Below are 17,636 nucleotides of genomic sequence, written 5' to 3'. Positions count from 1 at the left end.
ATCATGCTGTGATTGCATTCTTAATGAGCGGAGAACCTCGCAATGGCACAGCATTTTGACTATATCGCCATCGGCGGCGGCAGCGGCGGTATCGCCTCGGCCAACCGGGCTGCCATGTACGGTAAGAAAGTTGCCCTGATTGAAGCCAAAGAGTTGGGTGGAACCTGCGTCAACGTCGGCTGCGTGCCGAAGAAGGCCATGTGGTATGCCGGCCAGATCGCCGATGCCCTGAAATATGGCGCCGACTACGGCTTTGACACCACCCTCAACCACTTCAACTGGGCCAAGTTGGTCGAGTCCCGCCAGGCCTACATAGGCCGCATTCATCAGTCCTACCAGAACGTACTGGGCAAGAACCAGATCACCGTCATCAAGGGCTTCGCCCGCTTCGTCAGCAGCAACACCATCGAAGTGAATGGTGAGCAGTACAGCGCCGATCACATCCTGATCGCCACCGGCGGCCGTCCTGAAGTGCCAGCCATCCCGGGCGCCGAGCTGGGCATCGACTCCGACGGCTTCTTCGAGCTGCAAAGCCAGCCCAAGCGGGTTGCCGTGGTAGGGGCAGGGTATATCGCCGTCGAGATCGCTGGGGTAATGCAAGCACTGGGCTCCGAGACCCATCTGGTGGTGCGCAAACACGCGCCGCTGCGCAACTTCGACCCCATGATCCACGAGACTCTGGTGGAGATCATGGCGCAAGAAGGGCCCAAGCTTCACACCCACGCCATTCCGAAAGCCGTGGTCAAGAACGCCGATGAGAGCCTGACCCTGCAGCTGGAAGATGGTCGCCACCTCACCGTCGACTGCCTGATCTGGGCCATCGGCCGCGTCCCGGCCACTGACAACCTCAACCTGGCCGCAGCCGGTATCGAGCTGGACAAGCAGGGTTTCATCCCGACCGACAAGTTCCAGAACACCGCCGTCGCCAATCTCTATGCCGTCGGTGACAACACCGGCCGCATCCAGCTCACCCCGGTGGCTGTCGCGGCAGGCCGCCGCCTCTCGGAGCGGCTGTTCAACAACAAACCGAACGAGCACCTCAACTACGATCTGGTGCCGACCGTGGTGTTCAGCCACCCGCCCATCGGCACCATAGGCATGACCGAACCGGAAGCCATCGCCGAATACGGCGAAGATCAGGTGAAGGTCTACCGCAGCCAGTTCACCGCCATGTACTCGGCACTGACCCAGCATCGCCAGCCCACCCGGATGAAGCTGGTCTGTGTCGGCCCGGAAGAGAAGGTAGTCGGTCTGCACGGCATCGGCTTTGCGATGGACGAGATCCTGCAAGGCTTCGGCGTCGCCATGAAGATGGGTGCCACCAAGGCAGACTTCGACAACTGTGTCGCCATCCACCCGACTAGCGCGGAAGAGTTTGTAACAATGCGATAAGCACATTGCAGACTGACCTGCCACTATCAGGTCATCTTCTCCACCAGCGTTCAAACCCGGCTCAGGCCGGGTCTTTTGATCCCGCCTCGCCACCAGAACCCTCGCAAAAACCTCGTTCTTTACGCCGATTTTACGCCAGCCAAATCGGGCTTTATGGCGCCTTTACGCCCGTTTTACATACCCTTTCAGCGTCAATGAGACCTATGGGATCGACACGGATATGCATCGATCCCTGACGCTAATTACCTCAACGGAGTCGTTATGAATTGGCTATATCTGCTGCTGGTCCTCGCCCTCGCGGGTTATCTGCTGCGCGCCCTCGCGCGCACCCATGAGTGAGGAACAGGATATGTGGCAAGAGATCATCTATCCCGTCGCGTTCGTGCTGCTGGTGCTGCTGCCGGCGCCTCTGCTTGGCAACTACCTGTATCGGGTATTTGAAGGCAAGAGTCGCTGGCTCGCCCCGCTTGAGCGTGCCACCCAGGCCTGCTGCGGCACGGACGGGCGCGAGCAGGACTGGAAGTCCTACGCCCTCAGCCTGCTGGCCTTCAACGGCGCAGGCTTCGGCCTGCTGTTCCTGATCCTGCTGGCGCAGGGGCTGCTGCCCCTCAACCCGCAGCAACTGCCCGGGCTGAACTGGCAACTCGCCTTCAACACCGCGGTCAGCTTCATGACCAACACCAACTGGCAGGCCTACTCCGGTGAAGCCAGCCTCTCCTATTTCAGCCAGATGGTGGGGCTCACCACCCAGAACTTCGTCTCCGCCGCCACCGGCGCCGCGGTCGCCATCGCCCTGTTTCGCGGCATCGCCCGCCAGCAGACCACCCACCTCGGCAACTTCTGGCAGGATCTGGTGCGCTTCTGTCTCTACGTGCTGCTGCCGATGGCGCTGATCCTGGCGCTGCTGCTGGTCTGGCAGGGGGTGCCCCAGAGCCTGTCGGCCTACCTGCCGTTCCACGGGCTGGAAGACCAGGAGCAGCTGCTGCCGCTCGGCCCGGCCGCCTCCCAGATCGCCATCAAGCAGCTCGGCTCCAACGGCGGCGGCTTCTTCGGCATCAACTCGGCCCATCCGTTCGAGAACCCCACCGCCCTCTCCAACTGGCTGGAGATGGTCGCCCTGCTGACGCTGGCCGCCGCCATGGTCTGTACCCTGGGTCGCTACGTGAAGGATCTGGCCCACAGCCGCGCCATCCTCATCGCCATGACCATCATGCTGGTGCTGGGGCTCTGCCTCGCCATCGGCCAGGAGCTGAAACCGGATCCCGCCCTCGCCCACCTCACCAGCGAAGCCGGCAACTGGGAAGGCAAGGAGAGTCGCTTCGGCCCCGTGCTCTCCAGCATCTGGGAAGTGGCCACCACTGCCGCCTCCAACGGCTCGGTCAACGCCATGCACGACAGCTTCGCCCCGCTCGCCGGCATGGTCGCCATGATCAACATGCTGCTGGGTGAAGTGGTGTTCGGCGGCGTCGGTGCCGGCATCTACGGCATGATGCTGTTCGTGCTGCTGACCGTGTTCCTGTGCGGCCTGATGGTGGGACGCACCCCGACCTATCTGGGCAAACGACTCGGCATCACCGAGATGAAATGGGTGGTCGCCAGCATGCTGGTGATGCCGGTCGGGGTATTGGTGATCGGCGGCATTACCCTGCTGATGCCGAACTCCGCCACCGTCATCGGTCACGACGGCCCCCACGGCTTGTCCCGGCTGATCTATGCCTACGCCTCGGCCGCCGGCAACAACGGCTCCGCCTTCGCCGGCTTTGCCGCCGCCGACAGCTGGCAGTGCATCGCCATCGGGCTGGCCATGCTGCTCGGTCGCTTCGGCTACATCATTCCGGTGCTGGCCATCGCTGGCCAGCTGGCCCGCGCCCCGCGCCAGGAGCGAAGCGAGGGGGACTTCCCCGTCAGCGGCCCGCTCTTCATCACCCTGCTGAGCGTCACCGTGCTGCTGATGGGGGGTCTCTCCTTCCTGCCGGTACTGGCGCTGGGCCCGGTGGCGGAACACCTGAGCCTGCTGGGAGGTGCCTTCTGATGCTGCACACCCGACTGATCTGCGTGACCAACTATTCGATGCAGGGAGCTTTCCAATGAGCAAGTCCGCCTCAATGAGCACCGACACCATTCAGGTGAAGGGCAAGAAACAGAAATCACAGATCCTGCAGGCCATGGTGGAAGCCCTCTATCGCTTCAACCCCAGGGCGCTGTTTGGCAGCCCCATCCTGTTCACCCTCTGGCTGGCGGCAGTGATGGCGACCCTGGAGTCACTGCTGGGGCAGCCGCTCTCCGGCGTCGCCCCTTCGCTGGCCTGGCAGCTGACCGCCTGGCTCTGGCTCACCCTCTGGTTTGCCAACTTCGCCGAGACCCTGGCCGAGGGGCGCGGCAAAGCGCGGGCCGACAGCCTGAAGGCCGGCATGAGCCAGTTAAAGGCACGTCGGGTCACCAGCCCGCAAGATGACAAGGGCGAATGGGTACCGGCCACCAGCCTGCTCAAGGGCGATCTGGTGCTGGTGCGCAGCGGCGAGATGATCCCGGCCGACGGCGAAGTGGTCGCCGGCATCGCCTCGGTCAACGAGGCGGCCATCACCGGCGAATCCGCCCCCGTCATCCGCGAGTCGGGCACCGACCGCAGCGGCGTGACCGGCAACACCACCGTCGTCTCCGACCAGATCTGGGTACACATCAGCAACAACCCGGGCGAAAGCACGCTGGATCGGATGATTGCGCTGGTGGAAGGAGCCAAGCGGCAGAAGACCCCCAACGAGATGGCGCTGGACGCCCTGCTGGTGGGGCTGACCCTGATCTTCCTGCTGGTGGTGGCCACCCTGCCCTGGTTCCTCGACTACAACGGCACCCAGGTGCCCCGGCTCTATCTGCTGGCGCTGTTCATCACCCTGATCCCTACCACCATTGGCGGTCTGCTCTCCGCCATCGGCATCGCCGGCATGGACCGGCTGGTGAAGCTCAACGTGATCGCCAAGTCGGGCCGGGCGGTGGAAGCCGCCGGCGATGTGCGCACCCTGCTGCTGGACAAGACCGGCACCATCACCTTCGGCAACCGGATGGCGGACGAGCTGATCCCTGCCCCCGGCGTGGACCCCTCTCTGCTGGCCCAGGCCGCCATGCTGGCCTCGCTGGGTGACAGCACTCCCGAGGGTAAATCCATCCTGACCCTGGCGGGCAAGAGCCACACCAGACCAAGCCAGCTGGAGAGCGACATCCTGATCCCCTTCAGCGCCGAGACCCGGCTGAGCGGGCTGGATCGCAACGGCCATCACTATCGCAAGGGGGCGGTGGACGCAGTGCTGCGCTACCTCTCGCTCGATCGCAAGGCGGTGCCCGAGCTCATCCTCAAATCGGTGGACAACATCGCCCGCCAGGGCGGCACCCCGCTGCTGGTCTGTACCCACGAGAAGCTGCTGGGGGTGGTGTTCCTCAAGGACATCATCAAGCCGGGCATCAAGGCCCGCTTCCAGATCCTGCGCCACATGGGGATCCGCACCGTGATGATCACCGGTGACAACCCGCTGACCGCCGCCGCCATCGCCGCCGAGGCCGGGGTGGATGACTTCATCGCCGAGGCGACACCGGAGAAGAAGCTGGCCTACATCCGTCAGGAGCAGGCCGATGGCCGGCTGGTCGCCATGTGCGGGGACGGTGCCAACGACGCACCGGCGCTGGCCCAGGCCGACGTGGGGCTGGCCATGAACGAGGGGACCCAGGCCGCCAAGGAGGCGGGCAACCTGGTGGATCTCGACTCCAACCCCACCAAACTGCTGGACGTGGTGCTGGTGGGCAAGCAGCTGCTGGTGACCCGCGGCGCCCTGACCACCTTCTCCATCGCCAACGACGTGGCCAAGTACTTCGCCATCCTGCCGGCCCTGTTCATCGCCGCCTATCCGCAGTTGGGGGTGTTGAACCTGATGCAGCTGGGCAGCCCCGAGAGCGCCATCCTGTCGGCCATCATCTTCAATGCCCTGATCATCGTCGCGCTGGTGCCGCTGGCCCTGCGCGGGGTCAGCCTGCAGGGCTCGGCCGCCAGCCTGCTGCGCCGCAACCTGCTGATCTACGGCGTCGGCGGCCTGATAGTGCCTTTCATAGGTATCAAGCTGATCGACCTGGTCATCACCGGCCTGGGGCTGGTGTAACGGCATTACCGGATGCGGGGCAGACCCGCATCCAACCAACGTATTTGGAGCAAGAAAATCATGATAGCAATCAGAACCCTGCTGACCCTGACCCTGCTGCTGGGGGTGGCGTACCCGCTGGCCGTCACCGGGCTGGCCCAGCTGCTCTTCCCCTGGCAGGCCAACGGCAGCCTGCTCACCAACGCCAAGCAGCAGGTGGTCGGCAGCGCCCTGCTGGCACAGAAGTTCGAGCGGGCCGACTACTTCCACTCCCGCCCCTCAGCCAGCGACTTCGCCACCATAGGCGGAGGCGCCAGCAACCTGGGGATGAGCTCGCCGCTGCGGGCCGAGTTTGCCGCAGCGGCGGCCAGGGCGCAGCCGGAAGCCAGGGTCCCCGCCCTGCTGACCCGCTCCGCCTCCGGCCTCGATCCCCATCTGCCGCTCGCTGCAGTGCTGGCCCAGGTAGAGCGGGTCGCCGGGCAACGGGGGCTGGATCCCGTTCAGTTGACGGAGCAGGTCAAGTCGGCGGCACAAGCTGGTATCCTTGGCCCGCAGGTGGTCAACATTCTCCAGTTGAACCTGCAACTCGATCATCAAAAGGGCGCCTGAGGGCGCTCCTTGCCGTTCGGGACAGGCTCCCTTTCGACAACGGGGACAAGCATGAGCAATGAGGTCACGGCCGAGGTTCGGCCGATGCAACGGGAGCACGGGGATGCGTGATGAGGTGAGGGCGGACGCCCTGCTGGCGAGCCTGGAACAGGAGCACAGGGGCAAGCTGAAGGTGTTTCTCGGTGCCGCCCCCGGCGTCGGCAAGACCTACGCCATGCTGCAGGCGGTACGGGAGCAGGCCAGGGAGGGAGTCGACATCCTGATCGGGGTGGTGGAGACCCACGGCCGCCAGGAGACCCTGGCCCTGCTCGACAAGCTCTCCATCCAGCCGCGCAAGCTGCACCTGCACCGCCAGCAGCGGCTGGAGGAGATGGATCTGGACGGCCTGCTGGCCCACAAGCCCGCCATCGCCGTGGTGGACGAGCTGGCCCACAGCAACGCCCCCGGCAGCCGCCATGAGAAGCGCTGGCAGGATGTGGAGGAGCTGCTGGGTGCCGGCATCGACGTCTACACCACCCTCAACGTGCAGCACCTGGAGAGCCTCAACGATCTGGTGTGGCAACTGACCGGGGTCAGGGTCAAGGAGACACTGCCGGATCAGGTGCTGCTGGAGGCCGACAGCCTGGTGCTGATAGACCTCCCCCCCAAGGAGCTGCTCGGCCGCCTCAAGGAGGGCAAGGTCTATGTGCCCCACCAGGCCAAGGCCGCCCTGCAGTCCTTTTTCTCTCTCAATAACCTGACCGCCCTGCGCGAGTTGGCGATGCAGACCGCCGCCAGCCACGTGGAGGGGGATCTGCAGCTGCAGTGGCAGGCCGCCGGCAAGACCACACTGCCGCTGCGGGGCAAGCTGATGGTCTGCCTCGGCGATCAGCACGGTGCCGCCTTGGTGCGCTACGGCCACCGCTTCGCCCAGCGCCGCCAGCTGCCCTGGCTGGTGGTACACATCGACAGCAAGGGGCAGCGCTCGGTCGAGCTAGAGCAGGCGCTGGCGCTCGCTTCCCAGCTGGGGGCCAAGGTGCTGACTCTCTCCAGTCCGGCGGTGGCCGACACCCTGCTGGAGACTGCCGAGCAGCAGCAGGTGTCGCAACTGCTGTTGGGCAAACCTCACAAGGCCCCCTGGCGTCGCTCGCTGGTGCAACACCTGCTCAAGCAGGCGCAGGGGCTCGAGATCACACTGGTGGATACCGAGAAGCGCAAGCCCAACCTGGGCTTGCAGCCGCTCCACCCCAAGGACATTCGCCAGAGCCTGCTGGCAGTGGCCATCATGGGGACCACCTCGGCCGCCGTCTGGGGCCTCTCCCACTGGCTGCCGCCCGCCTCCCTGCCCATGCTGTTCGTGCTGGGGGTGCTGGCCACCGCGCTCACCACCAGCCTGATGCCCGCCATCCTGGCTGCGGTGCTGGGCTTCGTCGGCCACAATCTGCTGTTCACCGCCCCCTACTTCTCTTTGAGCGTGGCCAGCCACAGCGATCTGCTCACCCTGTTCGTGCTGTTGATCGTCGGCATCACGGCCGGGCGGCTCGCCTCCCGTCAGCGCCAACAGCTGATCGGCCTGCGCGAAACCCAGCAGCTGGGCAACGCCCTGCTGTCGCTGAGCCAGGGGCTGGCCACCGCCAGCAGCCCGGAAGAGGTGCTCAGACAGGGTTCCCAGGCCATCTCGCTGGCACTGGGCCAGCCGGTGTTCGCCCTCGATCAGCACTACCAGCACAGGGCCGGTTCGACCCAGCACAAGCCGGGGCAGACCGACAAGGCGGCCATCGACTGGTGTCTGGCCCAGAAGCAGAGCGCCGGCGCCCACACCGCCACCCTCAACGCTGCCGAGGCCCAGTACCACCACCTCAGCGATGAACTGGTGCTGGGGATAGTGCTGGCCAATCCGCTCGCCTCCTCGGCCGAGCATCAGCTGCAGGCCCTGCTCACCGATATCCGCGCCGCGCTGGCCCGGATCGATCTCAACGAACGGCTGGCCGACAGCCAGCTGCAGGCGGAGACCGACCGGATGCGCGCCGCCCTGCTCTCCTCGGTCTCCCACGATCTGAAAACGCCGCTGGCCACCATCATGGGGGCCGGCAGCACCCTGCTGGAATATGGTGACCGGATCAGCAGCGAAGATCGCAGCGAGCTGCTGCACTCGGTGCAGGACGAGGCGCGCCGCCTGCACAGCTATGTGCAGAACCTGCTGGACATGACCCGCATCGGCTCACCGGATTTCCAGCTGAAACGGGACTGGGTCGACCTGGCGGATCTGGTGGAGAACGCCCGCCGCCGACTCGACTCCTCCTGGCGCCAGCACAAGCTGCTGGTGCACTTCGATCAGCAGATCCCCCGCCTCTATGTGCACGGCGCCCTGATCGAGCAGGTGCTGGTCAACATCCTCGACAACGCCTCCCGCTACTCGCCGGCCGGCACCCCCATCGAGTTCAAGGTAATGCTGGCGGACCCCGATCTCATCCTCGACATCATCGATATCGGGGTCGGCATCGCCGAGTCGGATCGGGACAAGATCTTCAATCTGTTCTACACCCAGCCGGTTGGCGACTGCGGCAGCCGCGGCACCGGGCTTGGCCTCGCCATTTCCCGCGCTATGATAGAGGCCCACGGCGGCCACATCTGGGCATTTTCCGGCCCCAACGGCAACGGCACCTGCATGCGCATCTCCCTGCCGCTGGCGCTCAATGCAGCCGCGGCCTGAACCTTTTTACTCTATCCAGCTGGAGGCTGAATGGCTCACATACTGGTCATCGACGACGAAGCGGCCATCCGCCGTTTTTTGCGGATCAGCCTGATCGCCGAGGGGCATCAGGTGAGCGAGGCGGTCGGCGTCAACGAGGGGCTGGCGCAGTATCGCCACCTCAATCCCGATCTGGTGATCCTGGACCTCGGCCTGCCGGACGGGGACGGAATCCAAGTGTTGCAGGCCATTCGCGAGCACCATCAGCACCCGGTACTGGTGCTGTCGGCACGGGACTCTGAACAGGAGAAGGTACGCTTGCTGGATGCGGGGGCCAACGACTACATGAGCAAGCCGTTCGGCATCGGCGAGATGATGGCCCGTATCCGGGTGCTGTTGCGCCAGCGGGCTGGCGTCAGCAGCGGCGAGCGGCGCCACTTCCCCCAATGCGGCCTGACGCTGGATGTCAGCAGCCACAAGGTGACCATGAAAGACGAGGAGATCCCTCTCTCCCGCAAGGAGTTCGCCCTGCTGCAAGCGCTGGTGTGCCACCCCGGCAAGCTGGTGATGCAGACCCAGCTGCTCAACGACATCTGGGGGCCGAGCCACAAGGAGGATACCCACTACCTGCGCATCGTCATCGCCAGCCTGCGCAAGAAGCTGGGAGATAACCCCCAGCAACCCACGCTGATCGAAACTGAATCCGGCATTGGCTACCGCTTTATCGGCAGCTGATGTTTCACGTGGAACGACACCAACCGCAGCAGAGGGCCAGCAGACCACAACCGCCAAGCAACAGACCGAGATCCTGCAAGCTGGCGGCAACCGCCAACCCCAGGCTGAGCAACAGGTAGTAACCGAGCCCGAACAGGGCACCGGCACTGCCTGCCACCTCCCGATAGGCCAGCAGCGCCTGACTCAGCACATTGGGGATCGCCAGCCCGAACGCCACCACCACCCCCATCATGGGCAGCAGGAACCAGAGCGAAGTCTGACTGGCCCACACCAGCCAGCCGGACCCCAGCGCCAATGCGGCAGCGAGCCGGATCAGCGAGGCTGGCGACCAGCCATGCCCCAGCAGGCGCTTGTTGAGCAGGCTGCCCCCCAGGGTCGCCAGCGCTAGCAAGATGCCGGAGTAACCGAACTCGCCCGCACTCAACCCCAGCCCGGCAAACAGAAAGGGAGCCAGGCTGTAGTAGCCAAACAGCATGGTGTTGAACAGCGCTACCAGTGCGGCGCTGCGCCACAAGGCTGCATCACGCACCATCCGTTGTGCCAGCGGCCAGAGTGCCACCCGCAGGGTGATGGCCGGCCTGGTTTCCGGCAGTTGCCAGCAAGTGACCAGCAACAATCCGGCAGCCAACACCAGCAGGGCGCTGAATACCCCAAGATAGCCGAACCCGCTCGCCAGCTGGCCGCCGCTCACCAGCCCCAGCACCGGACTGAGTGAGAGCGCGATACCCATCACTGAAAAGACCCGCGCCAGATCGCTGCCCTGATAGCTGTCGCGCAGCATGGTCTGGGTCACCACGGAGCCCACGGCGGCGCCGAAGGCCACGATGACCCTGGCCAGCAACAGGGTTTCAAACTCAGTGGCCAGCAAAGCCAGCAGAGTGCCAGCGCCATAGGTCATCAGCCCCGCCAGCATCGCGGGACGCCGCCCGACCAGATCGCACAGTCGGCCCCAGCAGACCACGCCCGCAGCAAACGCCAGAAAATAGACCGACAGCGTCTGCGATGCCTGCCCTTCGCTCACCCGAAACTGACTGGCGATATGGGTCAGCACCGGGCTGTAGATGGTCTCCACTATCTGCGGAAACATCATCAATCCGATCACCAGCCAGAGCGGTGGCAACTTGTTGTTCATGACAAACCTCCTTCACAAGAGGCCGTCATTCTAGAGTGATGCCGATTGTCCGATTACAATAAGCAGGACTATAAACATCAATAATCGGACACATGGCCTTTATTCTTCCCGATCACTCTTTTGACCCGGATCAGCACGAGAGCAGCGCCATCGGGATCGCCTCCGCCCTCGGCTGGCACGACTCCGGCCGCCATCAGCACAAGCGCCATCAGCTGCTGTTCGCCCAGGCAGGCTGCATGACCATAGAGCTGGACGATCAGGTCTGCCTGCTGCCGCCGACGCGAGCGGCCTGGTTGCCAGCAGGCCTGCCCCATCGGGTGTTGATGCGCGGGGTAGTGGCCTATCGCTCCCTCTACTTCCAGCCGGAGCCCGAGTTGCCAAACGAGATGGCGGTGCTGGCGGTCAACCCGCTGCTGCGGGAGATCATCGAACGAATGGCGCTCTGGCCGTGGGACAAGCCAGCGGCGGAGCAGCATTGCACGCTGGCGCTGTTGCAGGAGGAGCTGGCGCAAGCGCCGCGGGAATCCTGGCAGTTGCCGCTGCCGTCAGACGGGCGTCTGACCGGCTGGCTGCAGGAGATAAAGCGGGGTGACACCCTGCCCGATCGGCTCAACCGGCTGGCCGAACGGGTGGGTGCCAGTGACAAGACCATAGGCCGCATCTTCATGCGAGAGACCGGCATGAGCTATCAGGCGTGGCGTCAGCAGTGGCGGCTGTTGCGCGCCATGGAGCTGCTGGCAGAAAGCGAGCCCATCAGCCGGATTGCCGCTGCGCTGGAGTTCTCCAGCGACAGCGCCTTTATCAGCTTCTTCAAACAACATACGGGACAGACCCCCCTGCGCTACCTCAACTCTCAGGGTGAGTCGCCACAGCCTGGCTCGCCTCCACCACCAGGGTATCCAGCGCCAGCGGTTTGAGGTTGTGCAGCGCATCCTGCACCACGGCATGGGATGCCTGTTGCAACTCACTCTGCACATCCTGCTCCAGCTGGGCACTCTCCAGCTCGGGCCGCGGGTTTTCGTTGGCCATCACGTTCAGGCTCAGGGCACTCACAATCAGGGTAGCGATCAGGCTTTTCATCTGGTTTGCTCCGGTATGGTTGAGATGACCAGATAGCTATTCCAATAGTTGTGCCAATCCTCATGCAATTCATAACATGATGATTTTGTTTAAATTAACTATCTTGCGATACCAAATTGAGTCGCAAAATGCATCCCGCCCAGTCATTTTTAAACCAACAGTTGGTGATTTTAACCACGCTTGATTTTTGCACCATGTTCCACGTGGAACGTCCCGTTATTTTGATCGACACCCGCTTTTAAACTGAGCTATGGTGCTAGCTCCCCCGTAACTGACTCTGGATCTGTCACCGAATGGAATTTTCCTTGTTCGGCGAGAAGTTCACTCGCCATGCCGGTATTACCCAACTCATGGATGACCTTAATCAGGGGCTGACCAATCCGGACGCCATCATGCTGGGTGGCGGCAACCCGGCCCCCATCCCCGCCATGCTGGAACGCTTCCAGGCCGAGGCCAAGAGCATGCTCGACAACGGCGAGCTGGTGAAGGCGATGGCCAACTACGATGGCCCCCAAGGCAAGGACAGGTTCACCAAGGCGCTGGCGGCCCTGCTCAGCAAGGAGCTGGGCTGGGACATCTCCGCCCGCAACATCGCCCTGACCAACGGCAGCCAGAACGCCTTCTTCTATCTGTTCAACCTGCTGGCGGGCGAATTTGCCGATGGCCGCAAGAAGAAGGTGCTGTTCCCGCTCGCCCCCGAGTACATCGGCTATGCCGACTCTGCGCTGGCGGACGACTACTTCGTGGCCTACAAGCCCACCATAGAGAAGCTGGCCGATGGTCAGTTCAAGTACCACGTGGATTTCGAGAGCCTGCAGGTGGGTGACGACATAGGGGTGATTTGCGTCTCCCGCCCGACCAACCCCACCGGCAACGTGCTGACCGACGAAGAGATCGAACACCTCGACCAGATTGCCCGCGACAAGGGCATTCCGCTGCTGATCGACAACGCCTACGGCGTCCCCTTCCCGGGCATCATCTTCAGCGAAGCCAAGCCGTTCTGGAATGCCAATACCATCCTCTGCATGAGCCTCTCCAAGCTCGGCCTGCCGGGTACTCGCTGCGGCATCGTCATCGCCGACGAGAAGATCATTCAGGCCATCACCAACCTGAGCGGCATCATCAATCTGGCGCCGGGCAGTCTGGGGCCTGCTATCACCATCCCGATGATCGAGAGCGGCGAGATCATCGCCCTCAGCGAACAAGTGGTGAAACCCTTCTATCGGCAGAAGGCGGAGCTGGCGGTACAACTGCTGCGCGAAGCGATCCCCGATCCGCGCTTCCACATCCACAAGCCGGAAGGCGCCCTCTTCCTCTGGCTCTGGTTCGAAGGCCTGCCGATCCACTGTCAGGAGCTGTACGAGCGATTGAAGGCGAAGAACCTGCTGATCGTGCCGGGGCACTATTTCTTCCCCGGCATCGACGATCCAAAGTGGCGTCACAGTCAGGAGTGCATCCGCCTCAACTACTCCCAGAACGAGGAGTTGGTACGGCGCGGCATCGCCATCCTGGCCGACGAGATCAACGCCCTCTACGCCGGCTAAGCCCAGTTCGGCGATCCAAAAACAGAGAGGCCTGCAAATGCATGCAGGCCTCTCTTGTTTATCGCGATCCGGTTGGCTTAACCGGGCAGTGCCAGCTGATCGGGCTTGCCGATCGGGATGGCACGAGGCTTGAGCGCCTCCGGCAGCTCGCGCGCCAGATCGATGGTCAGCAGGCCATGCTCCAGCTTGGCGCTCTGCACTTCCACATGCTGGCTCAGCTTGAAGGCGAGCTCGAAGTCGCGTTCAGCAATCCCTTGATGGAGGAACTGGCGTTCATCGGCGGCGGCCTTGCGCCCCTTCACCTTGAGGGTGCCGTTTTCGGTCTCCAGCTCCAGCTCTTCACGCTCGAAGCCGGCCACGGCGACCGTGATGCGATAGCCGTCCTGATCGCGCTTTTCGATGTTGTACGGGGGGTAAGCGGCGGTTTTCTGCTCGAACAGGCCTTCCAACTCACGGACCATCCGCTCGAAGCCGACGGCGTTGGAATAGAGATGAGAAAAATCGAGGTTACGCATAATCCTATCCTTCTATAAGCAACAGGTTTCACTTCTCCACGGGCCCGTCATCGGCACCCGGGAAACGTCAACAATTCAATGAGGTCAGGCTATCAGCCGTTGATCTCGATCTTGCGCGGCTTCATCGCCTCGGGCACTTCACGTACCAGTTCGATGTGCAGCAAGCCGTTTTTCAGGTCGGCCCCTTTCACCCGCACATAGTCGGCCAGCTGGAAGCGGCGCTCAAAACCACGCTCGGCGATCCCCTGATAGAGATAGTTGCGCCCGGTGTCGGCCTGCTTGTTGCCCTTCACCGTCAGCAGATTTTCCTGGAAGCTCAGCTCCAGCTCTTCCTGAGTAAAGCCCGCCACCGCCATGCTGATGCGGTAGTCGTTGTCACCCAACTGCTCGATGTTGTAGGGGGGGTAACCGGCATTGCCATTGCTGGCCGCAGATTCGATGAGATTGGCCAGACGATCGAAACCGATGGCAGAACGATAGAGCGGAGAAAAGTCGATAGAACGCATAGTATTACCCTCTTGTGAGCGATAACGGATTGTTTGCCCTCCTTATGGACGGGCGCCTGGTCGAAACCTCTGTCGAGCATTCCGGCCTTGTTACCTATATAGGGGCTCACTTTTTCCTTTCAAGGGGATTTTTTCAAATTTTTTAAATGGCCGCGCCGACCTGTAGAACATCAACCTGTTGGCCCGATAGTGATGATAATCGACCCATGGGCCACTGATGGCAACTCGCTCCGTCTCCCATAATTGGTTGCATATCCACCAGCCAACATGGAGCCATCCCATGAAGATTACCCAGGTTCGCAACGCCACCCTGCTGCTCGACTATGCCGGCACCCGCTTTCTGATCGACCCCATGCTCTCGGCCAAGGGGGCCTTCCCCGGCTTTGAGGGCACCGCCAACAGCCAGCTGCGCAATCCGCTGGTCGAGCTGCCTCTACCGATCGATGAGCTGGTCGATGTGGATGCCGTTATCGTCACCCACGACCATCCCGACCACTGGGATGACGCCGCCAGAGCCCTGATCCCCAAGCATCTGCCGCTATTGGTGCAACATCAGAAAGATGCCGATGCCATTCGTGCCAGTGGCTTTGAGGATGTGCGCCTGCTGAGCGACCAGCCCGAGTTTGCCGGCATTCGCCTGCAGCAGACCGGTGGCCAGCACGGCAGCGACCAGTTGATGGCGGTACTGGGCGAGCGAATGGGAGAAGTGTGCGGCGTGGTCTTCTCCCACCCCGATGAACAGTGCCTCTATCTGGCCGGTGATACCATCTGGCATCCCCGGGTCGAGCAAGCCCTGCAACAGCATCAGCCCGAGGTCATCATCCTCAACTGCGGCGATGCACAGGTGCCCGGGCTCGGTTCCATCATCATGGGCAAGGAGGATGTCGCCGCCGTTTATCAGGCCGCACCGCAAGCCACGCTGATCGCCAGCCATATGGAGGCGGTCAACCACGCCGTGCTGTCACGCCAGGAGCTGCGCGACTATCTGGCGGACCGGGGCATGATGGATCGGGTACGGGTGCCAGAAGATGGCGAGGCGATATCACTGTGACCCGCAGGAGGGCCATGCCAGAGATGGCCCTTCGGCTTTCACTGCCGAGCGCTTATGATGAGTGGTCTGCGCGCAGAGAGGAGCCAACACCATGACCACCCCGATCGTTGCCGTGGTGACCTTCGATCACTTCAGCCCTTTTCACTGCGCCGTCCCCTGCCTCATCTTCGGCGATATTCTGCCGGGCCAACCGCTGTTCGAGCTCAAGATCTGCTGCGGCGATGGCAACCCTCATTCACACTCGGCGCAAGGCTTCACCATTCAGGCTCCCCATGGGCTGGAGGTGCTGGCCGAGGCGGAGATCATCGTCATCCCCTTCTGGCACGACCCGGCAGCACAGCCACCCGCAGCACTGCTCGATGCCCTGATTGCCGCCAGAGCCAGAGGTGCCCGGCTGGTCGGGCTCTGTCTCGGCACCTATGTGCTCGCCTACGCCGGGCTGCTCAATGGTCGCAAGGCATCGACCCACTGGGAGTATGAGCAGGATTTCTGCCACCGCTTTCCCTGCGTGCAGCTCGATACCAACGCCCTCTATGTGGATGACGAAGGGCTGGTCACCTCGGCAGGCACCGCCGCCGGGCTGGACTGCTGCCTCTATCTGGTACGCCAGTACCACGGCTCGGCCATCGCCAACAAAGTGGCGCGGCGGCTGGTGATCCCGCCTCACCGGGAAGGGGGTCAGGCCCAGTTTATCGAGCAGCCGGTGCCCACCTCCACCCGCGATGTCCGGATGAACCAGTTGCTCGATCACCTGCGTGCCCATCTGGCCGAACCCCACACCCTGGATTCTCTGGCGGCCCATACCCTGATGAGCCGCCGCACCTTTACCCGCCGTTTTCATCAGGCTACCGGCCTCTCGGTGGGTGAATGGCTGCTGGCGGAGCGGCTCAGGCGCAGTCAGGAACTGCTGGAGGTAAGCGGCCATTCCATCGATCGCATCGCTGAGCTGGTCGGCTTCAAGAGTGCCACCTCTCTGCGCAATCACTTCCGCGCCCGCTTTGCCATCTCCCCAAGCGAGTGGCGACGATCTTTTCGCGGAAACAATGTCTGATGACATCCTCTATATCCGCTCACTCCGCTATGGCAGGCTAACCAGAAATCCCGAGGAGTCATCCCATGTCCCGTTCCGAACGCCTGCTGGCCCTGCTCCAGCTGCTGCGCGGCCACCGCTACGCCATCACAGGTGCGGAACTGGCCAGCCAGCTTGGCATCAGCCTGCGCACCCTCTATCGGGATATCGCCACTCTGCAGGCGCAAGGGGCCCATATCGAGGGCGAGCCGGGGATCGGCTATGTGCTGCGTCCCGGCTTCATGCTGCCGCCATTGATGTTCAGTGAAGAGGAGCTGGATGCGCTGGTGCTGGGGTCACGTTGGGTCGTCGCCCACGGTGACGGATCTTTGAGTGCATCGGGCAGCAGTGCGCTGGCCAAGATAGAAGCCGTGCTGCCAGCCGACTATCGCCAGCAGCTCCAGAGCAATGCCCTGCTGATCGGCACCTCCCGCAGCGACAGCCTCACCGATGAAGCCCCCCTGCGCAGTGCCATCCGCCAGCAACGCAAGGTGACCCTGAACTATCGGGATCTCAAGGATGAGGCCTCTGAGCGCACCGTCTGGCCCTTTGCCCTCGGCTACTTCGAACAGGTGCGGGTACTGGTGGCCTGGTGCGAACTGCGTCAGGGTTTTCGCCACTTTCGGGTCGATCGCATTACCCGGATGCAGCCGCAAGATTGCCGCTATCCAAAAAGCAGAGAGAGCCTGCTGAAGGAGTGGCGCGCCACCCAGCAGATCCCGCAGCCGAAATTCATTGCTGACAGAAACTGACAGCAGGTAGCGCCATGCTGACGGGGTCGGCGCCGATGCGCCATCTCATCAGCAAGGAGCATCACCATGTTAGTCCCCCAGTTCACCATCCTCTACGTTGCCAACCCGACCCGCAGCGCGCTCTTCTACCGAGAGCTGTTCGGTCGCCAGCCGGTGGAGGAGTCACCTACCTTTGTCATGTTCGTGTTCGAATCGGGCGCCAGACTGGCACTCTGGTCCAGTGCAACGGTCGAACCTGCCGTGACCCAAACGGCCGGAGCAATGGAGCTGGCCTTTGCCCTTCCCGATAATGCCGCCGTCGATCGCCTGTCTGCCGAGTGGCTGGCGCGCGGGCTCACCCTAATCCAGGCGCCGACCAAAATGGAGTTTGGCTACACCTGCATGGCCCTCGATCCAGACGGCCATCGTCTGCGCCTCTACTGCCCGGCACCTGAGCTTGGTTAATCGGGTTCAATG

General features: G+C 63.0%; 16 protein-coding genes. 12 read left to right on the top strand and 4 right to left on the bottom strand.

What is annotated here, in order from left to right; genetic code table 11:
* Nucleotides 1–42 precede the first annotated feature (42 nt).
* From gorA to G5149_RS15515, 6 genes are all read left to right on the top strand, one after another.
* On the top strand, nucleotides 43–1,392 hold the full coding sequence (gene gorA / locus G5149_RS15540; protein WP_337073432.1) for a glutathione-disulfide reductase: 1,350 nt from the start codon (nucleotides 43–45) through the stop codon (nucleotides 1,390–1,392).
* A 349-nt stretch (nucleotides 1,393–1,741) separates the two neighbouring features.
* The gene (gene kdpA, locus G5149_RS15535; protein WP_421212888.1) at nucleotides 1,742–3,424 is read left to right on the top strand and encodes a potassium-transporting ATPase subunit KdpA; all 1,683 of its coding nucleotides are present in this window, start codon (nucleotides 1,742–1,744) and stop codon (nucleotides 3,422–3,424) included.
* 55 nt (nucleotides 3,425–3,479) lie between these two features.
* Nucleotides 3,480–5,537 carry a potassium-transporting ATPase subunit KdpB gene (gene kdpB, locus G5149_RS15530; protein WP_421212886.1) on the top strand — a complete coding sequence of 686 codons (2,058 nt, stop codon included), beginning with the start codon at nucleotides 3,480–3,482 and terminating at the stop codon, nucleotides 5,535–5,537.
* A 60-nt stretch (nucleotides 5,538–5,597) separates the two neighbouring features.
* On the top strand, nucleotides 5,598–6,125 hold the full coding sequence (locus G5149_RS15525; RefSeq protein ID WP_135318699.1) for a potassium-transporting ATPase subunit C: 528 nt from the start codon (nucleotides 5,598–5,600) through the stop codon (nucleotides 6,123–6,125).
* A 103-nt stretch (nucleotides 6,126–6,228) separates the two neighbouring features.
* The gene (locus G5149_RS15520; protein WP_421212884.1) at nucleotides 6,229–8,817 is read left to right on the top strand and encodes a DUF4118 domain-containing protein; all 2,589 of its coding nucleotides are present in this window, start codon (nucleotides 6,229–6,231) and stop codon (nucleotides 8,815–8,817) included.
* A 30-nt stretch (nucleotides 8,818–8,847) separates the two neighbouring features.
* Nucleotides 8,848–9,531 (top strand): response regulator, encoded by a 684-nt coding sequence (locus G5149_RS15515; RefSeq protein WP_421212882.1) that lies wholly within the window; start codon nucleotides 8,848–8,850, stop codon nucleotides 9,529–9,531.
* 4 nt (nucleotides 9,532–9,535) lie between these two features.
* Here the strand turns inward: G5149_RS15515 and G5149_RS15510 are convergent, their stop codons facing one another.
* Nucleotides 9,536–10,663: an MFS transporter gene (locus G5149_RS15510; protein ID WP_421212881.1), complete on the bottom strand. Its 1,128-nt coding sequence runs from the start codon at nucleotides 10,661–10,663 to the stop codon at nucleotides 9,536–9,538.
* A 92-nt stretch (nucleotides 10,664–10,755) separates the two neighbouring features.
* Here G5149_RS15510 and G5149_RS15505 point away from each other — a divergent pair, with 92 nt between their 5' ends.
* Nucleotides 10,756–11,580, top strand: coding sequence for an AraC family transcriptional regulator (locus tag G5149_RS15505; RefSeq protein ID WP_421212880.1), 825 nt, complete (start codon nucleotides 10,756–10,758; stop codon nucleotides 11,578–11,580).
* Here G5149_RS15505 and G5149_RS15500 read toward each other — a convergent pair.
* Nucleotides 11,510–11,743: a hypothetical protein gene (locus tag G5149_RS15500; RefSeq protein ID WP_005342304.1), complete on the bottom strand. Its 234-nt coding sequence runs from the start codon at nucleotides 11,741–11,743 to the stop codon at nucleotides 11,510–11,512. The genes G5149_RS15505 and G5149_RS15500 overlap by 71 nt on opposite strands.
* A gap of 293 nt (nucleotides 11,744–12,036) precedes the next feature.
* Between G5149_RS15500 and G5149_RS15495 the strand changes: the two genes are divergently transcribed.
* Nucleotides 12,037–13,287 carry a valine--pyruvate transaminase gene (locus G5149_RS15495; protein WP_421212878.1) on the top strand — a complete coding sequence of 417 codons (1,251 nt, stop codon included), beginning with the start codon at nucleotides 12,037–12,039 and terminating at the stop codon, nucleotides 13,285–13,287.
* A 77-nt stretch (nucleotides 13,288–13,364) separates the two neighbouring features.
* Here G5149_RS15495 and G5149_RS15490 read toward each other — a convergent pair whose 3' ends face one another.
* Together G5149_RS15490 and G5149_RS15485 are read right to left on the bottom strand one after the other, a co-directional pair.
* A complete protein-coding gene (locus tag G5149_RS15490) occupies nucleotides 13,365–13,802 on the bottom strand; it encodes an Hsp20 family protein (RefSeq protein ID WP_421212877.1) in 438 nt (145 codons plus the stop codon).
* 92 nt (nucleotides 13,803–13,894) lie between these two features.
* A complete protein-coding gene (locus G5149_RS15485; RefSeq protein WP_005339298.1) occupies nucleotides 13,895–14,308 on the bottom strand; it encodes an Hsp20 family protein in 414 nt (137 codons plus the stop codon).
* A gap of 280 nt (nucleotides 14,309–14,588) precedes the next feature.
* Here G5149_RS15485 and G5149_RS15480 point away from each other — a divergent pair, with 280 nt between their 5' ends.
* The 4 genes from G5149_RS15480 to G5149_RS15465 all read left to right on the top strand — a co-directional run bounded on the left by G5149_RS15480 (nucleotide 14,589) and on the right by G5149_RS15465 (nucleotide 17,624).
* Nucleotides 14,589–15,359 carry an MBL fold metallo-hydrolase gene (locus tag G5149_RS15480; RefSeq protein ID WP_265061855.1) on the top strand — a complete coding sequence of 257 codons (771 nt, stop codon included), beginning with the start codon at nucleotides 14,589–14,591 and terminating at the stop codon, nucleotides 15,357–15,359.
* A gap of 91 nt (nucleotides 15,360–15,450) precedes the next feature.
* The gene (locus G5149_RS15475; protein WP_421212875.1) at nucleotides 15,451–16,410 is read left to right on the top strand and encodes a helix-turn-helix domain-containing protein; all 960 of its coding nucleotides are present in this window, start codon (nucleotides 15,451–15,453) and stop codon (nucleotides 16,408–16,410) included.
* 65 nt (nucleotides 16,411–16,475) lie between these two features.
* Entirely contained in the window at nucleotides 16,476–17,180 is a 705-nt protein-coding gene (locus tag G5149_RS15470; protein WP_421212873.1) for a helix-turn-helix transcriptional regulator, read from the top strand.
* A 66-nt stretch (nucleotides 17,181–17,246) separates the two neighbouring features.
* Nucleotides 17,247–17,624: a VOC family protein gene (locus G5149_RS15465; RefSeq protein ID WP_374996077.1), complete on the top strand. Its 378-nt coding sequence runs from the start codon at nucleotides 17,247–17,249 to the stop codon at nucleotides 17,622–17,624.
* Nucleotides 17,625–17,636: the final 12 nt, after the last annotated feature.

This window comes from Aeromonas sp. 600479 (assembly GCF_049175515.1).
GTDB classification, from domain to species: Bacteria; Pseudomonadota; Gammaproteobacteria; order Enterobacterales; family Aeromonadaceae; genus Aeromonas; species Aeromonas veronii_A.
Note: the sequence above shows the minus strand (reverse complement) of the source record. Positions and strands in the feature narration are given on the sequence as shown.